Below are 20,522 nucleotides of genomic sequence, written 5' to 3' on the forward strand. Positions count from 1 at the left end.
TTGTGCGGCGAATAGCCAGTGCAATCACCGCAGGGTGTTGGCGCGCGCTTGTGGTTTGAACGAGAGCGCTCCGTTTTTGGTAGCTGCCTGTGCAGAGCCTGTATGGGCTAAAGGCCATTTTCTTTCATAATAACCGGTGCTTCACCCTGCACCGCCCGCCGCAAGGCCGCCCGCGCCAGCAGGCGCGTGGAGTCCAGCGTCGGCAGCGGCGAATTCGCGTCGTTCATGATCAGCGGGATCTCGGTGCAGCCGAGGACGACGGCGTCGCAGCCCTGGTCTTTCATCCGCTGAATGACTTGCTGAAAGCTGGCGACCGCCTCGGGTTTGAAGATGCCGCACACCAACTCGTCCATGATGATGCGCTGGATCTCGTCGCGATCAAAGGTGTTCGGGCGCAGGTAGATTAGTCCGCGCGCGGTGAGCTTGTCGGGATAGACCTCGCTGTCCACCAGCCAGCGCGTGCCGGTGATCCCCACGCGCCGGAACCCGCGCCCGGCCGCCTCCAAGGCGACGACGCTGGCGATGTGCAGCCAGGGCCGCGGGGAGCGCGGCTCGACATAGGGGAGCGCCTGGTGGATGGTGTTGTCGGGGCAGATCAAAAAGTCGGCGCCTGCGGCTGCGAGCTTGTGCGCGGACGAGAGCATCAACTCGCCCACGCCGGGCCAGTCGCCGCGCTCCAGGCAGTCCACGTAATCGGCGAGCGAGTGCGTGTGCAGCGAGACCTCGGGGTGCGCGTGCGGGCCGAGCAGCGCCGCGCCTTCCGCGCAGATGGTCTTGTAGCAAAGCGCTGCGCCCTCGGCGGAGCAGCCAACGATTCCGATGTGCTGGGGCATGGCAGGAGCCCTCCTTGGCTCCGGATTATTGCCGGGTCAGGACAAGGCGCGCCGGTACTGGATCGCCTCGGCTACGTGCGTGATCTGCGTGCTGTGCGCGCCGGCCAGGTCGGCGATGGTGCGCGCCACCTTGAGCGCGCGGTGCGTGCTGCGCGCCGACCAGCCGAGCCGGGTGGCGGCGGTGTTGAGGAACTTGACGGCCGCGGCGTCCAGCGCCAGATGCTCGTCGATCTCCTGGCCTTGCAGCGCCTGATTCGTCTTGCCCTGGCGCGCCACGGCGCGCTCGCGGGCCGCGCTGCAGCGCTCGCGGATGTCGCGGCTTGACTCGCCGGCGGGCGCCTGCACCAGGTCCTGCGGCGGCAGTGCCGGCACTTCGACGTGCAGGTCGATGCGGTCCAGCAGCGGGCCGCTGAGCTTGCCCTGGTAGCGCGAGACCTGGTCGGGCGTGCAGCGGCAGGCCTTGAGCGACGAGCCGAGGTAACCGCAGGGGCAGGGGTTCATGGCGCCGATCATCTGGAAGCGCGCCGGAAATTCGGAGCGCCGCGCGGCGCGCGAGATCGTGATGGTGCCGGTCTCCAGCGGCTCGCGCAGGGCCTCGAGCGCGGCCCGGGGGAACTCGGGAAATTCATCCAGAAAGAGCACGCCGTGGTGTGCCAGAGAGATCTCACCCGGGCGCGGTGGCGAGCCGCCGCCGACCAGCGCCACGGCACTGGCCGTGTGGTGCGGGCTGCAGGTGGGACGCACGGCCCAGCGCGCCAGCGAGAAGCGCCCGCCCAGGCTGGCGATGGCCGCGCTTTGCAGCGCTTCCTCCGTTGTCATGGGCGGCAGCAGGCCGGCAAAGCGCTGCGCCAGCATGGATTTGCCGGAGCCTGGCGGGCCCATCAACAGCAGACTGTGACCGCCGGCCGCGGCGATTTCCAGCGCGCGTTTCGCCGCCACCTGGCCCTTGACGTCAGCGAGGTCGGCGTAGGCCGCCGCAGCGGGCATGGCCGTGCGCGTGACGCGCGACCAGCCCTCGGCCGGCTCTGCGGCATCCGCGCCCTGCGGCAGGAACTGGCGCACCACATCGAGCAGATGCGCCGCGCGGTACACCTGCGCGTCGGGCACCAGCGCGGCTTCTTCGGCGCTGCCGGGCGGCAGCACCAGTTGGGTGACGACGTGGCCGGCATGCAGCGCCAGGCTCATGGCCAGCGCGCCGCGTACCGGGCGCAGCTCGCCCGACAGCGACAGCTCGCCGGCAAACTCGTGGCCGGCCAGCCGCGCCGCGTCGATCTGGCCGCTGGCGGCCAGGATGCCCAGTGCGATCGGCAAATCAAAGCGCCCCGAATCCTTGGGCAGATCGGCGGGCGCCAGGTTCACGGTAATGCGCTTGTTGCCCGGAAACTCCAGCCCCGAGTTCTGGATTGCCGAGCGCACGCGCTCGCGCGCCTCTTTCACCTCCACATCGGCGAGCCCAACGAGGGTAAAACTTGGCAATCCGTTGGCCAGATGCACCTCGACGGTGACGGCCGCCGCCTCCAGGCCCAGCAGGGCACGGCTTTGCACCAAAGACAGGCTCATGCGCATTTCTCCCCAACTTGGGGCAATGGCCGCCCGTTGAGGGGGCCGGCATGGCACCGCAACAGTGCAAACTGGTTATTCATACAGTCATCTTAACGCGGACCCGCCCCCATGGGTGCACGCAGAAGGGAAAAAGGAGGGAGGTGCCCGCGCTGGCACGGTCCGTGCATTGACTGAGTGCTCGTAAACCCCTACTGGAGAATCGCATGACATTGAAGACCGCATCTGCACTGACTCTTGCCGTCTTGGCCACCCTGGCCGGGTGGGGCACCGCTTTCGCCCAATCCGAAACCCCGGCCGAGGCCCAGGCCCCGGCCCAGGCCGCCGCGGCGCCGACACCCGACTACACGCTGGCCTACAACATCGGCGTCGTCACCGACTACCGGTACCGCGGCATTTCGCAGTCGCGTCTCAAGCCGGCCCTGCAGGGCGGCGTGGACTTCGCCCACAAGAGCGGCTTTTACCTGGGTGCGTGGGCCTCCACCATCAAGTGGATCAAGGACGCCGGTGCGAGCGACGGTTCCGTGGAGCTCGACCTTTATGGCGGCTACAAGGGCGAGATTGCCAAGGACTTCACCTATGACGTCGGCTACCTGCGCTACCAGTACGTCAACAACACGCTCGGCGACGTGCCCGGCTTTGGCAACGCCAACACCGACGAGCTGTACGGTGCGCTGACCTGGGGCATCGTGACCGTCAAGTATTCGGACAGCGTCTCCAACCTGTTCGGCACGCTGAACAGCAAGAACAGCGGCTACCTCGACGTGAGCGCCAATGTCGATCTGGGCAACGGCTGGTCGGTCGTGCCGCACGTGGGCCACCAGATGGTCAAGAACAACGGCGCGCTGTCCTATACGGATTACGCGCTGACGCTGGGCAAGGACTTCGGCAAGGGTCTCTCGGCCACCCTGGCCGTGGTGGGGACCGATGCCAGCAAAACCCTGTACGTCACGCCGGACGGCAAGTTCACCGGCAGGACCGCCTTGGTGCTGGGCGCCAAGTACACCTTCTGACCGGCCTTGCGCCAAGGAGCCACCATCATGAAACTCGTTACCGCCGTCATCAAACCGTTCAAGCTCGATGAGGTGCGCGAAGCCCTCTCCGGGATAGGCGTGCAGGGCATCACCGTCACCGAAGTCAAGGGCTTCGGCCGCCAGAAGGGCCACACCGAGCTGTACCGCGGGGCTGAATACGTCGTCGACTTCCTGCCCAAGGTCAAGATCGAGGCGGCCGTGACCGACGAGCTGGTCGAGCGCGTGATCGAGGCCGTCGAGGCGGCCGCGCGCACCGGCAAGATCGGCGACGGCAAGATCTTCGTCTACGACCTGGAGCAGGTCGTGCGCATCCGCACCGGCGAGACCGGCAAGGACGCGCTCTAAACATCCCCGTCAACCAGAAAGTCAAGAACATGAAAAAACTACTTGTCTCCCTCGCACTGGGCCTGAGCCTGTTGACGGGCGGCCTCGCCATGGCGCAGGCGCCTGCGGCGGCTGGTGCGGCATCTGCTGCATCGGCCGCGGCCGATGCGACGCCTGTTGATGCTGCCGCGCCGTCGGCCAGCGCTGCTGCTGCTGCGCCGGTTCCCGCGGCTGCCACGGCGCCGGCACCTGCTGCCTCAGCCGCCACCGCGCCCGCGGACACCGTCAACAAGGGCGACACCGCCTGGATGATCGTGGCCACGCTGCTCGTCATCATGATGAGCATTCCGGGCCTGGCCCTGTTCTACGGCGGCCTGGTGCGCAGCAAGAACATGCTCAGCATCCTGATGCAGGTGTTCGTGATCTTCTCGCTCATCGTCATCCTGTGGACCCTCTACGGCTACAGCGTGGCGTTCACGGCCGGCAATCCGTTCTTCGGCAGCCTGGACAAGATCTTCATGAAGGGCATCACGCCGGACTCGATGGCCGCGACCTTCAGCAAGGGAGTGGCGATCCCCGAGTTCATCTACATGGCCTTCCAGGCGACCTTTGCCGCCATCACGGTGGCGCTGGTGATCGGCTCGCTGGCCGAGCGCGCACGCTTCTCCGCCGTGCTGCTGTTTGCCGCGCTCTGGTTCACCTTCAGCTACCTGCCGATCGCCCACATGGTCTGGTACTGGGACGGCCCGGACGGCATCGTCGACCAGGCCGGCCTGGACAAGGTGACGGCGGCCGCCGGCTGGCTCTGGGCCAAGGGCGCGCTGGACTTTGCGGGCGGCACCGTGGTGCACATCAATGCCGCCATGGCGGGTCTGGTGGGTTCCTTCGTGCTGGGCAAGCGCGTGGGCCTGGGGCGGGAGTCGATGGCGCCGCACAGCCTGACCCTGACCATGGTCGGCGCCTCGCTCCTGTGGGTCGGCTGGTTCGGCTTTAACGCCGGCTCCGCGCTGGAAGCCAATGGCTCGGCCGCGCTGGCCTTCGTCAACACGCTGGTCGCCACCGCGGCAGCCACCCTGTCCTGGATGGGCGCCGAGGCGCTGCACAAGGGCAAGGCCTCCATGCTGGGTGCTGCGTCCGGCGCCGTGGCGGGTCTGGTGGCCATCACGCCGGCGGCCGGTTTCGTGGGCGTCATGGGCGCGCTGGTGCTGGGCCTGCTGGCGGGCATGGCCTGCCTGTGGGGCGTGAACGGGCTCAAGCGCCTGCTGGGCGCGGACGATGCGCTGGACGTGTTCGGCGTGCACGGCGTCGGCGGCATATTGGGCGCGCTCATGACGGGCGTGCTGGCGTCGCCCGCGCTCGGCGGCACCGGCATCTGGGACTACGTGGCCAACAAGGTCGCCCCGGACTATTCGATCACTGGCCAGCTCTGGATCCAGTTGCAGGGCGTGCTCACGACCATCGTCTGGTCGGGCGTGGTGGCCTTCATCGCCTTCAAGATCGTCGACATGGTGATCGGGCTGCGCGTGAGCGAAGAGGCCGAGCGCGAGGGCCTGGACATCACCTCGCACGGTGAAACCGCCTACAGCCGCTAGCGCCTGACGCTGTCTGGCGAGCGCCTCGCCGGGAGCTTTGGCCCACCGCCAGGTGGGCCATTTTCATTGGTGGGAGCGAGGTACAACGTGGGGCACAATGGTCGCGGAGGCAAGCGCCATGACGGCCCCAATGACGATTCAAACCGAAAGTGCAACATGACCTGGCAGACCGTTGTGACCGAACCCAGCCAACTGGGCGAATCGCCGTTCTGGCACCCGCAGGAGGAGCTGCTGTACTGGGTCGATATTCCGGCGCGCCAGATCCTGCGCGCCAACGTGTTCACGGGCACGCTCGAGCGCTGGACCATGCCGACGGAGCCCGGCTGCATTGCGCCGGCGCGCAGCGGTGGCCTCGTGATTGCGCTGCGCGATGGCATGTACCGCGCCACCACGTGGGGCGGCGAGCTCAAGCTGCTGCAGCACTTTGACCACGACACGGCCACCACCCGCTTCAACGACGGCAAGGCCGACCCGCTGGGACGCTTTTGGGCCGGCACCATGTACGAGCCGCGCGATCGCGCCGAGGCCGAGCTGTTCTCGCTGGACTGCAGGAATGCGCAGGCCGGCGGCCCGCCCGTGCTGGAGCGCAAGGCCGGTGGCGCCGTGATTGCCAACGGGCTGGCCTGGTCGCCCGATGCCAGCACGGTGTACTGGAGCGACACCACGCGCCACGTCATCTACGCCTGGGACTGGGACGCGGCCAGCAATGCCATGACGCGCCGGCGCGTGTTCCGGCAGCTCCCGGGCAAGCCCGACGGCTGGAAGACCGGCCTGCCGGGATACGGCGGGCGGCCCGATGGCGCGGCGGTGGATTCGCAGGGCAACTACTACAGCGCCATGTTCGAGGGCCGGCGCCTGCTCAAGTTCGCCCCCACCGGCGAGCTGCTGGCCGACATCCCCGTGCCCGTGCAGTGCCCGACCATGCCGTGCTTTGGCGGCGCCGATCTGCAAACCCTGTACCTCACCACGGCCTGCCACGGCCGTCCGGCCGCCGAACTCGCGGCGATGCCGCTGTCGGGCTGCGTGTTCTCGATGCGGGTCGAGGTGCCGGGGCTGCCCGTCAACTTCTTCGTGGACTGAGTGGCGTCGCGGCTGCTACTGAATAAGTAGCTATCAGCCCAGGACCTTCAAGGGCTGCAGGCCGATTTTGTTTGAACTCAGGCGGCCAGCGCGGCCTCGATGTCCTTCGTCAGGCTCTTGGGCGTGTCGGTTGGCGCATAGCGCTTGATCACCTGGCCATCCTTGCCGATCAGGAACTTGGTGAAGTTCCACTTGATGGCCTTGAGGCCGAGCAGGCCGGGGGCCTCGGCCGTGAGCCACTGGTACAGCGGGTCGGCCTTGGCGCCATTCACGTCGATCTTGGCCATCATGGGAAAGCTCACGCCGTAGTTGAGCTGGCAAAAGCTCGCAATCTCCTCGTTGCTGCCGGGGTCTTGCGCGCCGAACTGGTTGCACGGAAAACCCAGTACCACCAGTCCCTTGCTGCCATAGGTCTCGTGCAGCTGCTCCAGCCCGGCGAACTGCGGGGTGAAGCCGCAGGCGCTGGCCGTGTTCACGATCAACAGCGCCTTGCCCGCAAAATTTTTCAGCGGCACGCGCTTGCCGTCCATCTGCTGGGCTTCGAAATCGTAAATAGTTGGCATGTTGGCTCCTGTGGGTTGGTTGCTATTTGGTGCATCTTGCCGCAACATCAGCGCCAACGCTGGCAGGCTGCACCGGGCCGGGTGCCCCGGCACCTGGTTCGCACCCGAGCGGCCCGGAAGTATCCTCCCCCCAATTGCACCTTATCTGAATCAGGCTACACCATCACTATGAGCATGCCCCAGCCCCTTGCCCTGGTCGGTTTTCCGCCCAATGAGGTTTCGGCCTTCAATGCGCTGTTCCGGCTGGCCGCGCGCTCCGGGCCGGGCTATGTCATGGTCGAGCATGTGCAGCAGGCCCACATCGTCGTGGTCAACGCCGACGATATCGATGCGGTACGCCGGTTGTGGAGCAGCCAGCCTGGCGCCCGCGTGCTCTTGATCGGCCAGTCCGATGCCGGCACGGGCTGGCCCGTGCAGCCGCGGCCCATTCAGCTGCTGGCGGTGCTCGAGGCGGTGCGCTCGCTCGGCGCGCCCGCGCCGGAGCAGCACAGCCGCCCCGCCGGGTTTGCCCCCACCATGCCGTTCGAGCCGTCGACGAGGCCCGCTGCCGCGTACGATGGCGAGCCGCTGCCGGGCCGGACCTCTGACCTGCGTCCCGCCTTTGCCGCGACCGAGCCGTTTGCGCCGCTGGAGATGCCGCGCGCCGCGCCGGACTCGAGCGGCTTTCAGCCGACCCAGCCCTATGTGCCGGGCGACGAACTGCTGGCCACGCCCGCAGCCGGCGTCCCTGCCGCGGCGGCGCCTGCCGACGCGATCGATCCCGCGAGCATCGCGCTGTGGCGTGAAGCCCGGCGCGTGAATTCCCCCTCGGCTCCCGTCGCTGCCGAGCCCCCGCCAGTGCCGGCTCGCTCTGAAGTCCACCAGCCTGCGGCGGACCGGATCGACCCTGCCATGTCGGCGTCACCCTGGGGCGACGATGTGCTGGTGGTCGACGGAGGCGATCTTTCCCGGCGCACCCTGGAGCGGCATTTGCAGCAGCATGGCTTTCGTGCCGATCCGGTGCGCAGCGGGGCCGAGGCCGTGCGGCAGCTCGCAACGCGTTCGTACCGGCTGGTGTTCGTGAACGAGCCGGTGGCCGACATGAGTGTGTATCAAGCCTGTCGCACCGTGCGCCGGCAAAAAAACGCCAACGGCACCCGGCCCGCGGTCTTGCTGGTGCTGTCGAACCGCAGCGGATGGTGGGACCGGCTGCGCGCACGGCTGGCCGGCTGCGATGCCTGCCTGGTCCGCCCGTTCGACGAGGTCGTGCTGGGCGGCGTGATGGCGCGCTTTGCCGCGCCCCGAAACAAAGCCTAGTGTGGCCCCCACGCTGGTCGCTTCGCGTACTGCGCTGCCCCCCAAGGGGGCTGCCTTGGCTTGGGGCGGCCCGGCGCCTAGCCCGTCCGCGGGCGCACCGACGGCGCAGGCTTGTCGCAGGCCAGGGCCGACCACAGGGCCGCGAGCAGAATCAGGCCCCCGCCAGCCAAGGTGCGGCCGGTCAATTCGGCCGCGCCCAGTGCGACCGATGAGGCACTGGCAAACACCACTTCCGAGAGCATGATCAGCGCGGTGCCGTGTGAGCTGAGCCGTGCGGCGCCATATTGCAGCGCCAGGTTGCCGATCAAAAATGCCAGGCTCAGCGCCACCGCATACACCAGCCACGAGAGCGCCGGCGCCGGCGGCAGCGCCACCACACCGCGTGCCAGGCCGAGGCCGGCCGCCGAGGTGGCCATCAGCGCGCCGCCGCCAAACATGGCCAGCACGCGCGACTCGGCCGGTGTGTGGCGGAGTTTGCGCAGCAGGATGTTGGTGAGTGCGAAGCTGAAGCCGCCCATCAGGGCGAGCCAGTCGGCCGCGCTCTCGGGCACCGGCCAGGCCGAGTCGCCCGTCTTGAGCACGATCACCACGCCGGCCAGCGCCAGCAGCATGCGCGACAGCGAGGTGGCGGTGGGCTTTTCGCCCAGCAGCGGCCACGCCAGCAGCACTGCCCACAGCGGCATCAGGTAAAACAGCAGCACCACGCGCACCACGTCGCCCACGGTCACGGCCCAGTTGAAGCCGACGTTGGTCAGGCCCGAGGCGATCATCAGCAGCCCCAGCAGGGGGTACTGCAACAGGCCGCGCCAGGCCCGCGGCCGCACTGCGAGCAGGCAGCCCAGCGAGACGACATAAATGATGGCGGTGGCCCACAGCGGATGCACGCCGTGGCTCTCGAGCTGGCGAAACGGCCACCACGACACGCCCCAGACAAAGGCGTTCACCATCAAGGCGGCGGCGGCCAGCAGCGCGCCTTGGCGACTACCAGCGCTCATCCGTGCAGGTTGTCGTTGCGCGCGATGGCGAGCAGATGCTCGATCTCGTCGCGGTATTTGATGCAGTTGTGCTTGTACCAGCGCCGGATCATCCACATCATGAACGCGACCACCACGCCAAAGGTGGTGATGGCGCCAAAGGCCGACAGGCCCAGGCCGGTCGAGAGGCTGTAGAACGCGCCCAGAATCAGGATGCAGGCCTGTTCGTTGAAATTCTGTACCGCGATGGAGCGGCCCGCGCCCATCAGGTTGTGGCCGCGGTGCTGCAAGAGCGCGTTCATGGGCACGACGAGGAAGCCGCCCAGGCCGCCCAGCAGGATCAGGAACGGCGCGGCAATCCAGACGTTGTGGATGTAGTTCATCAGAATCACCAGCACGCCCATGGCAATGCCCATCGGGATCACGCGGGTGGCGGTATCGAGCCGCATGCGCAAGGAGGCCACGACGGCCCCGACGGCGGTGCCGATCGCGACCACGCCGACCAGCGAGGACGCCTGCGTGGTGCTGTAGCCCAGCGCCAGCGCGCTCCAGGCCAGCACGATGTATTTCAGGTTGCCGCTGACGCCCCAGAACAGCGTGGTGGTGGCCAGCGAAATCTGGCCCAGCTTGTCACGCCACAGGCGCGAGTTGCAGCTCAGGAAATCGGGCACCAGTTCCAGATAAGTGCGCGACATGGGGCGCATCTCCACACCGGTCAGCGGGATGCGCAAATTGAACCAGGCCGCCAGCGCATACACAAAGATCAGCACCACGATGGCGGCCTGCGGCGGCGTGTGGATGCCGGTGTTGATGTACGGGAAATCGAACGACAGCAACATGCTCGAGACCTGATGCCCCACCAGCTGCCCGCCGAGCAGCACGCCCAAAATGATGGAGGCAATCGTCAGCCCCTCGATCCAGCCGTTGGCCTTGACCAGTTGCGAGGCCGGCAGCAGTTCGGTCAGGATGCCATACTTGGCCGGCGAGTAGGACGCGGCGCCCAGCCCCACCACCGCGTAAGCCATCAGCGGGTGCGTGCCCACCAGCATCAGCAGGCAGCCCAGCATCTTGATGGCGTTGCTGATGAACATGACCTTGCCCTTGGGCTGCGCGTCGGCAAAGGCGCCGACGAAGGGCGCGAGGATCACATAGAACAGCGCGAACATCGGCACCAGGGCGGCGCGTTGCCATTCGGCGCCACCGCCGCTGCGGATCAGTTCCACGGCGGCCACGAACAACGCGTTGTCAGCCAGCGAACTGAAAAACTGGGCCGACATGATGGTGTAAAAGCCGCGTTTCATGAACTGCTGGTCAAGGCATCAGTGGATCTGATGCGCGATGATTTGTGGGGTCTCCAAATAACAGTGGGTTATAGCATGCCCCCTCAGTGCCAAAATGCCCACCATTACCGTTTTGCTGCTGCCGCCATGCCCCGTCCGATCCAGGCCACCATCCATCTACAGGCCCTGCGCCACAACCTGGCGCGCGCGCGCCGGGCCGCGCCCGATGCCCGCGTCTGGGCGGTCGTCAAAGCCAACGCCTATGGCCATGGCATCGAGCGCGTGTACGAGGGCCTGCGCGGCGCCGACGGCTTTGCGCTGCTGGACCTGGGCGAGGCCGAGCGCGTGCGCGCCCTGGGCTGGCGCGGGCCCATCCTGCTGCTGGAGGGCGTGTTCGAGGTGCGCGACCTGGAGCTGTGCTCGCGCCTTAACCTGTGGCACACCGTGCATTGCGACGAGCAGATCGAGATGCTCGCCACGCACAAGACGCAGGCGCCGCATCGCGTGTTCCTCAAGATGAATTCCGGCATGAACCGCCTGGGCTTCACGCCGCAGCGCTACCGCGCCGCGTGGACGCGGCTCAATGCGCTGCCGCAGGTGGACGAGATCTCGCTGATGACGCACTTCAGCGACGCCGACGGCGCCAAGGGCATTGCGCAGCAACTCGAGGTGTTCAACGCCGCCACGCAGGACCTGCCCGGCGAGCGCACGCTCAGCAACAGTGCCGCCACGCTGCGCTACAACGGCGGCGCGCCGCTGCGCTCGGACTGGGTGCGCCCCGGCATTGCCGTGTACGGCAGCGCGCCCGACTTCCCCGAGCACGATGCGGCGCACTGGGAGTTGCAGCCGGCCATGACGCTTGCTGCAAAAATCATAGCGATCCAGGATCTGGCAGCGGGGGCTACGGTCGGCTATGGCTCCAGCTTTGTGGCCGACGCGCCGCTGCGCATCGGCGTCGTGGCGTGCGGCTATGCCGACGGCTACCCGCGCCACTGCAGCACCGGCACCCCGGTGCTGGTGAACGGCGTGCGCACACGCATGGTCGGGCGCGTCAGCATGGACATGATCACGGTGGACCTCACGCCCGTGCCCGAGGCGGGGTTTGGGTCCGAGGTCACGCTGTGGGGACGCGCCGCGAATGGCGCCGTGCTGTCGATCGACGAGGTGGCGCAGGCGGGGGGCACGGTGGGGTATGAGTTGATGTGCGCGCTGGCGCTCCGAGTGCCGGTCGTGGTGGCGTAGCGGGGATCACCGGCTCCCCCGGTTCCTCTCTCGTCATTCCCGGCTTGACCGGGAATCCACGGTAGTTGGGTGACGATCATTGCGAGCGGCCCGGTTCCGGTTGTTGCCCGACGGGCGGGAGTCGGGATGTGCGCCCGACGGCGCAGTAACTTTTCTTTGAGTGCCCAAAGAAAAGTCACCAAAAGAAAGGGCAGCCGCAGACACGGCCCCTGCGGGGTGCCTTGCGCTGCTCGGGGCCAGCGGGAAGCGCGCAAACTCGCCCTGCGGGCTCAAACAGCGCGCGCTTCTTGATCCGCTTGCCCCTGCGCTGCTCAGCCGTGCCAGGACGGCGGGGAGCCGAATACCGATAACCAATACCGGTACCAAGACAAATTCAGCACCAAACGCAGGGCGCGTCCTTGTCATATTGGTATTGGCTGTTTTGGCCGTCCTCACGCCGTCATGAGGAGGCGAGTAGCGCAGAGCCGGGCGGATCAGGGGCGCAGATGTTTGAGCCCGAAGGGCGAGTTTCTGTGCACCCCGCCCGGATCGAGCAACGCAGCATGCCCGCATAGCGGGCCGACGAATCCGGCTCGCCTTTTCTTTGGTGACTTTCTTTTGGCGACGCAAAAGAAAGTTACTGCGCCGTCGGGCGCACATCCCGACATCTCGTCCGCCGGGGCGAAACCCGGCCTGGTTTCAATACAACCCCAGCCCCCGCGCCCGCAGCCGCGCCAACCCCAGCAGCGCATCGGTATAGGGCGTGGCGACGCCGGTAACCTGCCCCAGCTCGCGCACCACGGTGACCAGTGCATCGAGCTCCACCGCGCGGCCCGCCTCCACGTCCTGCAGCATCGAGGTCTTGAACGCTCCCAGCTTCATCGTCACCGCGTGCCGGTCCTCGGGCCGCTCGGCGATCGGCACGCCGATGCGCGCGCCGATCTCGCGCGCCTCCAGCATGACACTGGAGATGAAGTTGCGCACCAGCTCGTCGCCCATGATCAGGTCGGTGGTGGCGCCGGTAAGCAGGCTGATCGGGTTCACCGTCATGTTGCCCCACAGCTTGTACCAGGTGTCCTTCTGGATCTGCTCGGCGATCACGGTGTCGATGCTGGCGCGCTTCAGCAGCGCGGCGAGTTGCTGCACGCGCGCGGTCACCGCACCGGAGGGCTCGCCCACGATCAGCGTGTTGCCGAAGCGGTGGTTCACAAAGCCCGGCGCGTTCAGTGAGCAGCTGGCGTGCACCACGCAGCCGATCACGTGACTGGCGGGAATGGCCTGGGCGATCTCGCCGGTGGCGTCCACCGCCTGCAGCCGCGTGCCGGCATACGCGCCGCCAAAGCCCTGCAGGAACCACCAGGGCACGCCGTTCATCGCGGTCAGCACGATCGTCTCGGGTCCGATCAGCGGGCCGATCTGGCGCGCCACTTCGAGCAGCGCCGGCGCCTTGACGGCGATGACCACGAGGTCCTGCACGCCGAGATCAGACGGGGCGCTGCTCGCCTGCACCGGTGTGGCCGTCACGGCGTCGCCGCGCTGCACGCGCAGTCCGTGCTGCTGGAGTGCCTGCAGCGTTGCACCGCGCGCCACCACGCTGACGCGGCAGCCGGCGCCGGCCAGGCCGGCGCCGATCCAGCCGCCGATGGCGCCGGCGCCGTAGATGCATGCTTTGGAAATTGCTTTTTCAGTCATTTCGGCTCTTGGCCCTTATGAGGCCTGCGCAATGTGCTCTAGTTTTGATAGTCTTTGCCAATCCGGTCAACCTGCCGCACCAGCGCATCGAACACGTCCTGGCCGGCGCCGAACTGGGCGTCGAACTGGAACGAGTCGTGCGTGGTCTTGCGCGCCACGGCCTCGGGCACGGCGATCGCGGGGCCGAGCGCAGCCTGCGCCAGCTGGATATCGCAGGCGCGCTGCAGCGTCCACAGCCGCACGAAGGCCAGCGGCAAGGTCGGGGCCCAGGCCAGCAGGCCGTGGTTGCGCAGGATCAGCAAGGGCTTGTCGCCGATGTTTTTCAGCAGGCGCGGCGTCTCGTCGGCGTGGATGGTGATGCCCTCGAAGTCGTGGTAGGCCACCAGATTGTCGAGCTGCGCCGAATAAAAGTTGTTCTGCGCCAGGCCGCTCTGGGTGCAGGCGACGGCCACGCCGGAGGTGGTGTGCGTGTGCATCACGCAGTGCGCGTCGGGCAGGGCGCCGTGGATGGCGGCGTGCACGGTGAAGCCCGCAGGGTTTACCGGCCAGGGGCTGTCGTCGAGCTTGTTGCCCTTCAGGTCGATTTTGAGCAGGTTGCTCGCGGTGACTTCGCTGTAATGCAGGCCGAACGGATTGATCAAAAACTGTTTCTGGCCGCCTGTGACGCTGTCGGGCAGGCGTACCGTGATGTGGTTGTAGATCATCTCGGTCCAGCCCAGCATGGCAAAGACGCGGTAGCAGGCGGCCAGTTCGACGCGCGCCTTGCGCTCGTCGGGGTGCAGGGTGGGCTTGAGCACGGCGTTCATGACGGTTCTCCTCAAAAGGGTTCAGTAGGTCTGGCCCGCCGCGGGGGCGGATGTTCCGGTCTTGAAGCGCGCCGCCAGCGCGCTGGTGTGGCGGGCCAGCAGGTTGGTGTCCAGCCCCACGGCCACGAACGTCGCGCCGAGCGCCAGGTAGTGGCGTGCCTGGGCCTCGTCCGGCGTCAGGATGCCGGCGGCCTTGCCGGCCCGGGTGATGCGCCGGATCGCGTCCTCGATCGCCGCCTGAACCTCGGGATGGCCGGGGTTGGCCACATGGCCGAGCGAGGCCGAGAGGTCGGCCGGGCCGATGAAGATGCCGTCCACGCCCTCGGTCGCCGCGATCGCGTCCAGGTGGCTGAGCGCGGTTTGGGTCTCGGCCTGCACCAGCAGGCAGGTCTGGGCGTTGGCCTCGTGCGCGTAGGCCGGGTAGCGGCCCCAGCGCGAGGCGCGTGCGCCGCCCATGCCGCGGATGCCCTGCGGCGGGTAGCGCGTGGCGCGCACCAGCGTGGCGGCCTGCTCGGGCGTGTCGACCATGGGCACCAGCAGGGTTTGCACGCCGAGGTCCAGGTACTGCTTGATCAGCGCCTCGCCAACATGGCCGTGACCCATCGGCACGCGCGCGATCGGGTGCGACGGATAGGCGGCGATCGCCTGCAGCTGCGCGAGGATGCTGCGCAGGTCGTTGGGTGCATGCTCACCATCGACCAGCAGCCAGTCGAAGCCGGCACCGGCGCACAGCTCGGTGCTGTAAGGGTCGGCCAGGCCCAGCCACAGGCCGATCTGGGCGCGCTTGTCGGCCAGGGCCTTCTTGAAGGGATTCACAGGTGTTTGCATGATGACTCCTGCAGGGGTTAGACAAATCGAAAGGCGATGGCGCCCAGTGGACCATAGTCGGCGTGGAAGGTGTCGCCCGGCAGCGCCGGCGTCGGCCGCGTGAAGGAGCCGCCGAGCACGACTTCGCCGGCGTCCAGCGACTCGCCCCAGGCACCCAGCTTGTTGGCCAGCCAGGCCACGCCGTTGGCAGGGTGGTTCAGCACGGCGGCGGCCACACCCGATTCCTCGATCACGCCATTTTTGTAGAGCAGCGCGCCGACCCAGCGCAGGTCCAGCGCGTCGGGCTTGACGGGTCGCCCGCCGGTGATGATGCCGGCGTTGGCGGCGTTGTCGGAGATGGTGTCGTAGACCTTGCGCATCGCCTTGGTGTGGCGGTCGAACTGCTCGATGCGCGCGTCGATGATCTCGATCGCCGGCACCACGTAGTCGGTCGCGGCCAGCACGTCGAAAATCGTGACGCACGGGCCGCGCAGCCGTTTGCCGAGGACGAAGGCGAGCTCGACCTCGATGCGCGGCGCGATGAAGCGCGTGAACGGAATGTCGCTGCCCTCGGGGAAGAACATGTCGTCGAGCAGCGTGCCGTAGTCGGGCTCGGTGATCTGGCTGGACAGCTGCATGGCGCGCGAGGTCAGGCCGATCTTGTGCCCCTTGATCACGCGGCCCTCGGCCAGCTTGATCTCGACCCAGGCGCGCGAGACCGCGTAGCCGTCTTCGATGGTCATGCCGGGGTAGCGTTTGGAAAAATGCTCGAGCTGCACGCGCGCTTTCTCGCTCTGGTGCAGTTCGGCGGCGAGCTTCTGGATCAGCGAGGCATCAAACATGAGGGTGTTTTCATTTCTTGAACAGGGGGTGCAGGTTGCTGTGCTTGGCATCGAACACCTCGGCGCCTTCGTCGATCTGCAGCGTCACGCCCAGGTGTCGCCGCCCGAAAATCGGATCAAAATGAGCCTTGGCCCGCGCCAGCAGTGCGTCACCCACTCTCTTTTTTGTAGCATCCGAGCGGCCGCGGCCCATGCGCAGGTTCAGGTAGGCGAAGGCGTAGTCGCCCGCGTCGCCGCTGGCGCCCTGGGTGTGTGTGCCCGCGGCACGCCCCGCCGCGCCGCCGTCGGCCACCGCGTAGTGGGGTGCCGGATAGGCCAGCACGCGCGTGCCACCAGGCGGGAACACGGGCTTGCCATCCTCGTCCTGCTGCGCGAGCATGGTGTCGGCCAGGCCGCGGCACAGCGCCGTCATGTCGGTGTCGCGATCCAGGTTGGCGGTGTAGAGAATGACCAGATGGGGCATGGCAGCCTCAGAGGCGCGAGACGGCCTGGAAGCCCTCGGCACTGGACGCCTGGGCCTTCGGAATGGCATGGCCATCCTGCGGCGTGACCGGCAAAACGATGTTGATCTGGCCGGTGCCCGAAGAGCCGAAGTAGGGCGTCACCACTTCCGCGTGCCCGTCATAGGCCGACCAGCCCAGCGCGCCGAGGATCATGGCCGTGTCGTGCATGAAGCCCTCGCCGTGGCCCTTGGCCGCGTACTCCGGCAGCATGGTGCAGAACTCGGCCCACTCGCCGTTCTGCCACATGCTCACCACGTCGTGGTCCATGCGTTCGAGCAGCGGGCTCCAGATCCGGTCGGCGAACTGCGGCGCCAGCCCGTTCTGCGCGAAACGGTGGGACAGCGATCCGCTGGCGAAGAAGGCCACGGTGCCGTCGTAGTGGTCTTCCACCGCGCGGCGCATGGCCCAGCCCAGGCGCGCGCTGTCGTTCAGGTAATGGCTGGTGCACAGGGCCGAAACGCAGATCGCCTTGAAGTGCAGGTCCTCGTTCATGTAGCGCATGGGCACCAGCGTTCCGTATTCCGGTCCGAGCGTGGTGGCGTCGTGCGCCAGCGTTTCCACGCCCCATTCGTTGCACACACGTGCCAGCAGCCTGCCCAGTTCCGGGTTGCCCGGAATTTCGTAGGGCATGTTGCTGATGAAGTGCGGCAACTCGTTGCTCGAATAGACGCCCTTGAAGTGTGGGGCGCAGTTCAGATGGTAGCTGGCGTTGACCAGCCAATGCGTATCGAACACGACGATGGTGTCCACGCCCAGTTCGCGGCAGCGCCGGCCGATCTCCCGGTGGCCGTCGATGGCGGCCTGCCGGCTGCCCTTGCGCGGCCCGTCGATCTCGCTCAAGTAGAGCGAGGGCACGTGTGTGATCTTTGCGGCCAATGCCAGCCTACCCATGGGGAGCCTCCTGCATCGTGTTCATAGAGAGATCTTCGAGTCGTGGATGACCTTGGCATACTTTGCCACCTCGCTGCGCAGGAACGCCGCGAAGGCTTCGGGGCTGCCGCCTTGCGCGGCGATGCCGCCCTTCTTGAAGGCCGCCGCTACGTTCGGCGCGTGCAGCGCCTTGTTGACTTCGTCGTTCAGGCGCTTCACGACCGCCTCGGGCGTGGCCGCCGGCGCCAGCAGACCGTTCCATGAGTTCGATTCGATCGGCACGCCCTGTTCGGCCAGCGTCGGAATGTTGGGAGCGTAGACCGAGCGCTTGAGCGTCGCCATGCCGAGCGCCGCCAGTTTGCCGTCTTCGATGTGGCTGCGGAACTCGGGCCAGTTGCCGAACATGATCGACACCTGGCCGCCGAGCAGGTCTGTTAACGCCGGCGCCTGGCCCTTGTACGGCACATGCACGATGTCCAGGCCCAGCTGCGTGCGCAGCATTTCACCCGACAGGTGCGCGGAAGTGCCGGTGCCGAACGACGCGTAGCTAAGCTTGCCTGGATGGTTCTTCGAATACGCGACCAGTTCCGCGACATTCTTCACGCCCAGCCCCGGCGTGGCCACGAGCACATGTTCGGACAAGCCCATCAGCGCAACCGGGCGCAGATCCTTCATGCCATCGTAGGGCAGCGACTTCACCAGCGTCTGGTTGGCTGCGAAGCTGTTGGCCACGCACACCAGCGTGTAACCGTCAGGCGCCGCCTTGGCCACGGCATCGACGCCGATCACCGTGCCGGCCCCCGGCTTGTTGTCGATGACGACCTGCTGACCCAGGCCGCGGCCGACCTCGCCGCCGACCAGGCGTGTCACGTAGTCGGTGGTGCCGCCGGGCGGGAACGGCACGACGATATGCAAGGGGCGCCCCGGCCAGGTCTGCGCGCGCGCCAGTTGCGGCGCGGCGGCCAGCGCCGCAGTGAATGAGATGAAATTACGTCGAAGCATTTTGTTCAAGCCTGTCCCCAGTGCGGAATGTGGTGGGAGCCCAGCGACACGGCCACGTTCTTCGGTTCGAGGAATACCTCGTAGCTCCAGGTGCCGCCTTCGCGCCCCGTGCCCGAGGCCTTGGTGCCGCCGAAGGGCTGGCGCAGGTCTCTGACGTTCTGGCTGTTGACGAAGCACATGCCGGCCTCGATGCTGGCGGCCACGCGGTGCGCGCGGCCCAGATTCTCGGTCCAGACGTAGCTGGACAGGCCGTATTGAATGTCGTTGGCCTTGGCGATCGCGTCGGCCTCGTCGGTGAACGGAATCAGGCAGGCCACCGGGCCGAAGATCTCCTCCTGCGCGATGCGCATGCGGTTGTCGACATCGGCGAACACGGTGGGCAGCACGTAGTTGCCCTTTTTGACGCGCTCCGGCAACTCCGGCGCGCCGAGGCCGCCGCACAAGAGCGTGGCGCCTTCCCTGGACCCGAGCTCGATGTAGCTGCGCACCTTGGCCAGATGGCCCTGCGAAATCATCGGGCCGACGATGGTCTTCTCATCCAGCGGGTCGCCCACGGTAATGCGCTTGGCGCGCTCGACGAACTTCGCCACGAAGTCGGCGTAGATCGATTGCTGCACCAGGATGCGGCTGCCGGCCGTGCAGCGTTCGCCGTTGTTGGAGAAGATCATGAACACGGCGGCATCGAGCGCGCGCGCCAGGTCGGCGTCGTCGAAGATCACGAACGGCGACTTGCCGCCGAGCTCCATGCTGAATTTCTTCAGGCCGGCGGCCTGCACGATGCGGTTGCCGGTGACAGTGGAGCCGGTGAACGAGATGGCGCGCACGTCGGGGTGCATGCACAGCGGCTCGCCGGCCTCGCGGCCGGTGCCGTGCACAACGTTGAGCACGCCCGCGGGAATGCCGGCCTGCAGCGCCAGCTCGCCCAGGCGCGCGGCCGTGAGCGGCGACAGCTCGCTCATCTTGAGCACTGCCGTGTTGCCGAAGGCCAGGCAGGGTGCGACCTTCCAGGTGGCCGTCATGAAGGGCACGTTCCACGGCGAGATCAGCGCACACACGCCGGTCGGGTGGAACAGCGTGTAGTTCAGGTGCGTCGCCGTCGGGTAGGTGTGGCCATCGACGCGCGTGCACATCTCGGCAAAGTAGTAGAAATTGTCGGCCGCGCGCGGGATCAGCTGCTTGCCCGTTTGTGCAATCACCTGGCCGCAGTCGTTGGTCTCGAGCTGCGCGATCTCGGGCACGTGCGCGGCGATCAGGTCGCCGAGCCGGCGCACCAGCCGGGCACGCTCGGGCGCGGGGAGACCGGCCCATTTCGGGAAGGCGGCCTTGGCCGCGGCCACGGCCGCATGGACCTCGGCTTCGCCGCCCGCGGCAACTTCTGCCAGCACGTCCTGCGTGGCCGGATTCACGGTTTCGAAGTAATCCTTGCCAGCCACCGGCTGGCCGTTGATCAGATGCTCGACTCTCATGCGGGTCCTTGTTCAATGGTGTTCATCAATGCGCCAACGCCGTCGATTTCCGTGACGATGACGTCGCCCGGGAGGCAGTCGACCACGCCGTCGGGCGTGCCCGTGAGGATCAGGTCGCCGGGCTGCAGCGTCATGAAACTGCTGAAGTACTCGATCAGGAACGGCACGTCGAAGATCATGCCCTGCGTGTTGCCCGACTGCGTGACCCGGCCGTTCACCGTGGTCTGCAGCGCCAGCGCCATCGGATTGGCGATGTCGGCCGCATCGACGCGCCACGGGCCCAGCGGCGTGCAGGCGTCGCGGTTTTTCACGCGCAGATTCGGGCGGTACCAGTTTTCGAGGTAGTCGCGGATCGCGTAGTCGTTCGCGACCGTGTAGCCCGCGATGAAGTCATAGGCGTCGTCGCGCCGCACCTTCCTGGCGGTGCGGCCGACCACCACCGTGAGCTCGCATTCGTAGTGCATGAACTGCACGTCAGCAGGGCGGCGTGTGACGCTGCGGTGGCCCGTCAGGGTGCTCTCGCTCTTGAGAAACACCAGCGGCTCCTCGGGCGCCTTGAAGGCGAGTTCTTTCGCGTGGTCGGCGTAGTTCAGGCCCAGCGCGAAGATGGTGCGCGGGCGCGGCGTGGCGCTCAGCGGCGGCAGCCAGGTCACGGCATCGGGCGCCACCAGGCGGCCCTTGTGGGGGCCGCTTTCCAGCAGCAACTGGCCGTCACGTTCAGTGGCTTCGTGCGTAATGCCGTCCAGAACAATGCGTGCGTGTTTCATAGGGCCCCCA

General features: G+C 67.2%; 20 protein-coding genes. 6 read left to right on the forward strand and 14 right to left on the reverse strand.

The genetic code is table 11. The features are described 5' to 3' along the window. Positions 1-107: 107 nt before the first annotated feature. Together B0E49_RS10585 and B0E49_RS10590 are read right to left on the reverse strand one after the other, a co-directional pair. A complete protein-coding gene (locus tag B0E49_RS10585; protein ID WP_077562163.1) occupies positions 108-833 on the reverse strand; it encodes an aspartate/glutamate racemase family protein in 726 nt (241 codons plus the stop codon). 36 nt (positions 834-869) lie between these two features. Continuing rightward, entirely contained in the window at positions 870-2,393 is a 1,524-nt protein-coding gene (locus B0E49_RS10590; protein WP_077562215.1) for a YifB family Mg chelatase-like AAA ATPase, read from the reverse strand. A gap of 206 nt (positions 2,394-2,599) precedes the next feature. Between B0E49_RS10590 and B0E49_RS10595 the strand changes: the two genes are divergently transcribed. From B0E49_RS10595 to B0E49_RS10610, 4 genes are all read left to right on the forward strand, one after another. Further along, entirely contained in the window at positions 2,600-3,406 is an 807-nt protein-coding gene (locus B0E49_RS10595) for a TorF family putative porin (RefSeq protein ID WP_077562164.1), read from the forward strand. A gap of 27 nt (positions 3,407-3,433) precedes the next feature. Then, on the forward strand, positions 3,434-3,772 hold the full coding sequence (glnK, locus tag B0E49_RS10600) for a P-II family nitrogen regulator (RefSeq protein WP_077562165.1): 339 nt from the start codon (positions 3,434-3,436) through the stop codon (positions 3,770-3,772). A gap of 29 nt (positions 3,773-3,801) precedes the next feature. After that, the gene (locus B0E49_RS10605) at positions 3,802-5,343 is read left to right on the forward strand and encodes an ammonium transporter (protein WP_077562166.1); all 1,542 of its coding nucleotides are present in this window, start codon (positions 3,802-3,804) and stop codon (positions 5,341-5,343) included. Between the two features lie 156 nt (positions 5,344-5,499). Beyond that, the gene (locus B0E49_RS10610) at positions 5,500-6,423 is read left to right on the forward strand and encodes an SMP-30/gluconolactonase/LRE family protein (RefSeq protein ID WP_077562167.1); all 924 of its coding nucleotides are present in this window, start codon (positions 5,500-5,502) and stop codon (positions 6,421-6,423) included. Positions 6,424-6,500: 77 nt separating this feature from the next. Here the strand turns inward: B0E49_RS10610 and B0E49_RS10615 are convergent, their stop codons facing one another. Next, on the reverse strand, positions 6,501-6,986 hold the full coding sequence (locus B0E49_RS10615; RefSeq protein ID WP_077562168.1) for a glutathione peroxidase: 486 nt from the start codon (positions 6,984-6,986) through the stop codon (positions 6,501-6,503). A gap of 174 nt (positions 6,987-7,160) precedes the next feature. On the opposite strand from B0E49_RS10615, the gene B0E49_RS10620 reads away from it, so the two are divergent. Next, positions 7,161-8,282 carry a response regulator transcription factor gene (locus B0E49_RS10620; RefSeq protein WP_168175034.1) on the forward strand — a complete coding sequence of 374 codons (1,122 nt, stop codon included), beginning with the start codon at positions 7,161-7,163 and terminating at the stop codon, positions 8,280-8,282. Between the two features lie 77 nt (positions 8,283-8,359). Here the strand turns inward: B0E49_RS10620 and B0E49_RS10625 are convergent, their stop codons facing one another. Continuing rightward, positions 8,360-9,277, reverse strand: coding sequence for a DMT family transporter (locus B0E49_RS10625; RefSeq protein WP_174571093.1), 918 nt, complete (start codon positions 9,275-9,277; stop codon positions 8,360-8,362). Further along, a complete protein-coding gene (gene lplT / locus B0E49_RS10630; protein ID WP_077562170.1) occupies positions 9,274-10,557 on the reverse strand; it encodes a lysophospholipid transporter LplT in 1,284 nt (427 codons plus the stop codon). Before lplT ends, B0E49_RS10625 begins: the two co-directional genes overlap by 4 nt. A gap of 126 nt (positions 10,558-10,683) precedes the next feature. On the opposite strand from lplT, the gene alr reads away from it, so the two are divergent. Next, on the forward strand, positions 10,684-11,778 hold the full coding sequence (alr, locus tag B0E49_RS10635; protein ID WP_077562171.1) for an alanine racemase: 1,095 nt from the start codon (positions 10,684-10,686) through the stop codon (positions 11,776-11,778). A 678-nt stretch (positions 11,779-12,456) separates the two neighbouring features. On the opposite strand, the gene B0E49_RS10640 is transcribed toward alr, so the two are convergent. The 9 genes from B0E49_RS10640 to B0E49_RS10680 are packed head-to-tail and all read right to left on the reverse strand — an operon-like array spanning position 12,457 to position 20,512. Next, positions 12,457-13,449, reverse strand: coding sequence for a 2-dehydropantoate 2-reductase (locus B0E49_RS10640; RefSeq protein WP_077562172.1), 993 nt, complete (start codon positions 13,447-13,449; stop codon positions 12,457-12,459). Between the two features lie 38 nt (positions 13,450-13,487). After that, the gene (locus tag B0E49_RS10645; RefSeq protein ID WP_077562173.1) at positions 13,488-14,255 is read right to left on the reverse strand and encodes a class II aldolase/adducin family protein; all 768 of its coding nucleotides are present in this window, start codon (positions 14,253-14,255) and stop codon (positions 13,488-13,490) included. Positions 14,256-14,276: 21 nt separating this feature from the next. Beyond that, a complete protein-coding gene (gene hpaI, locus B0E49_RS10650; RefSeq protein WP_077562174.1) occupies positions 14,277-15,083 on the reverse strand; it encodes a 4-hydroxy-2-oxoheptanedioate aldolase in 807 nt (268 codons plus the stop codon). Between the two features lie 17 nt (positions 15,084-15,100). Beyond that, positions 15,101-15,904 carry a 2-oxo-hept-4-ene-1,7-dioate hydratase gene (gene hpaH, locus B0E49_RS10655; protein ID WP_077562175.1) on the reverse strand — a complete coding sequence of 268 codons (804 nt, stop codon included), beginning with the start codon at positions 15,902-15,904 and terminating at the stop codon, positions 15,101-15,103. 10 nt (positions 15,905-15,914) lie between these two features. Further along, positions 15,915-16,367, reverse strand: a complete 453-nt coding sequence (locus B0E49_RS10660; protein WP_077562176.1) for a 5-carboxymethyl-2-hydroxymuconate Delta-isomerase — start codon at positions 16,365-16,367, stop codon at positions 15,915-15,917. A 7-nt stretch (positions 16,368-16,374) separates the two neighbouring features. Beyond that, a complete protein-coding gene (hpaD, locus tag B0E49_RS10665) occupies positions 16,375-17,298 on the reverse strand; it encodes a 3,4-dihydroxyphenylacetate 2,3-dioxygenase (protein ID WP_077562177.1) in 924 nt (307 codons plus the stop codon). A 21-nt stretch (positions 17,299-17,319) separates the two neighbouring features. Next, positions 17,320-18,279, reverse strand: a complete 960-nt coding sequence (locus B0E49_RS10670) for a tripartite tricarboxylate transporter substrate binding protein (RefSeq protein WP_077562178.1) — start codon at positions 18,277-18,279, stop codon at positions 17,320-17,322. A 5-nt stretch (positions 18,280-18,284) separates the two neighbouring features. Further along, the gene (hpaE, locus tag B0E49_RS10675; protein WP_077562179.1) at positions 18,285-19,745 is read right to left on the reverse strand and encodes a 5-carboxymethyl-2-hydroxymuconate semialdehyde dehydrogenase; all 1,461 of its coding nucleotides are present in this window, start codon (positions 19,743-19,745) and stop codon (positions 18,285-18,287) included. Beyond that, a complete protein-coding gene (locus tag B0E49_RS10680; RefSeq protein WP_077562180.1) occupies positions 19,742-20,512 on the reverse strand; it encodes a fumarylacetoacetate hydrolase family protein in 771 nt (256 codons plus the stop codon). The genes hpaE and B0E49_RS10680 overlap by 4 nt, the downstream gene beginning before the upstream one ends. Positions 20,513-20,522: the final 10 nt, after the last annotated feature.

This window comes from Polaromonas sp. C04, from assembly GCF_002002705.1.
Lineage (GTDB): Bacteria > Pseudomonadota > Gammaproteobacteria > Burkholderiales > Burkholderiaceae_C > Rhodoferax_A.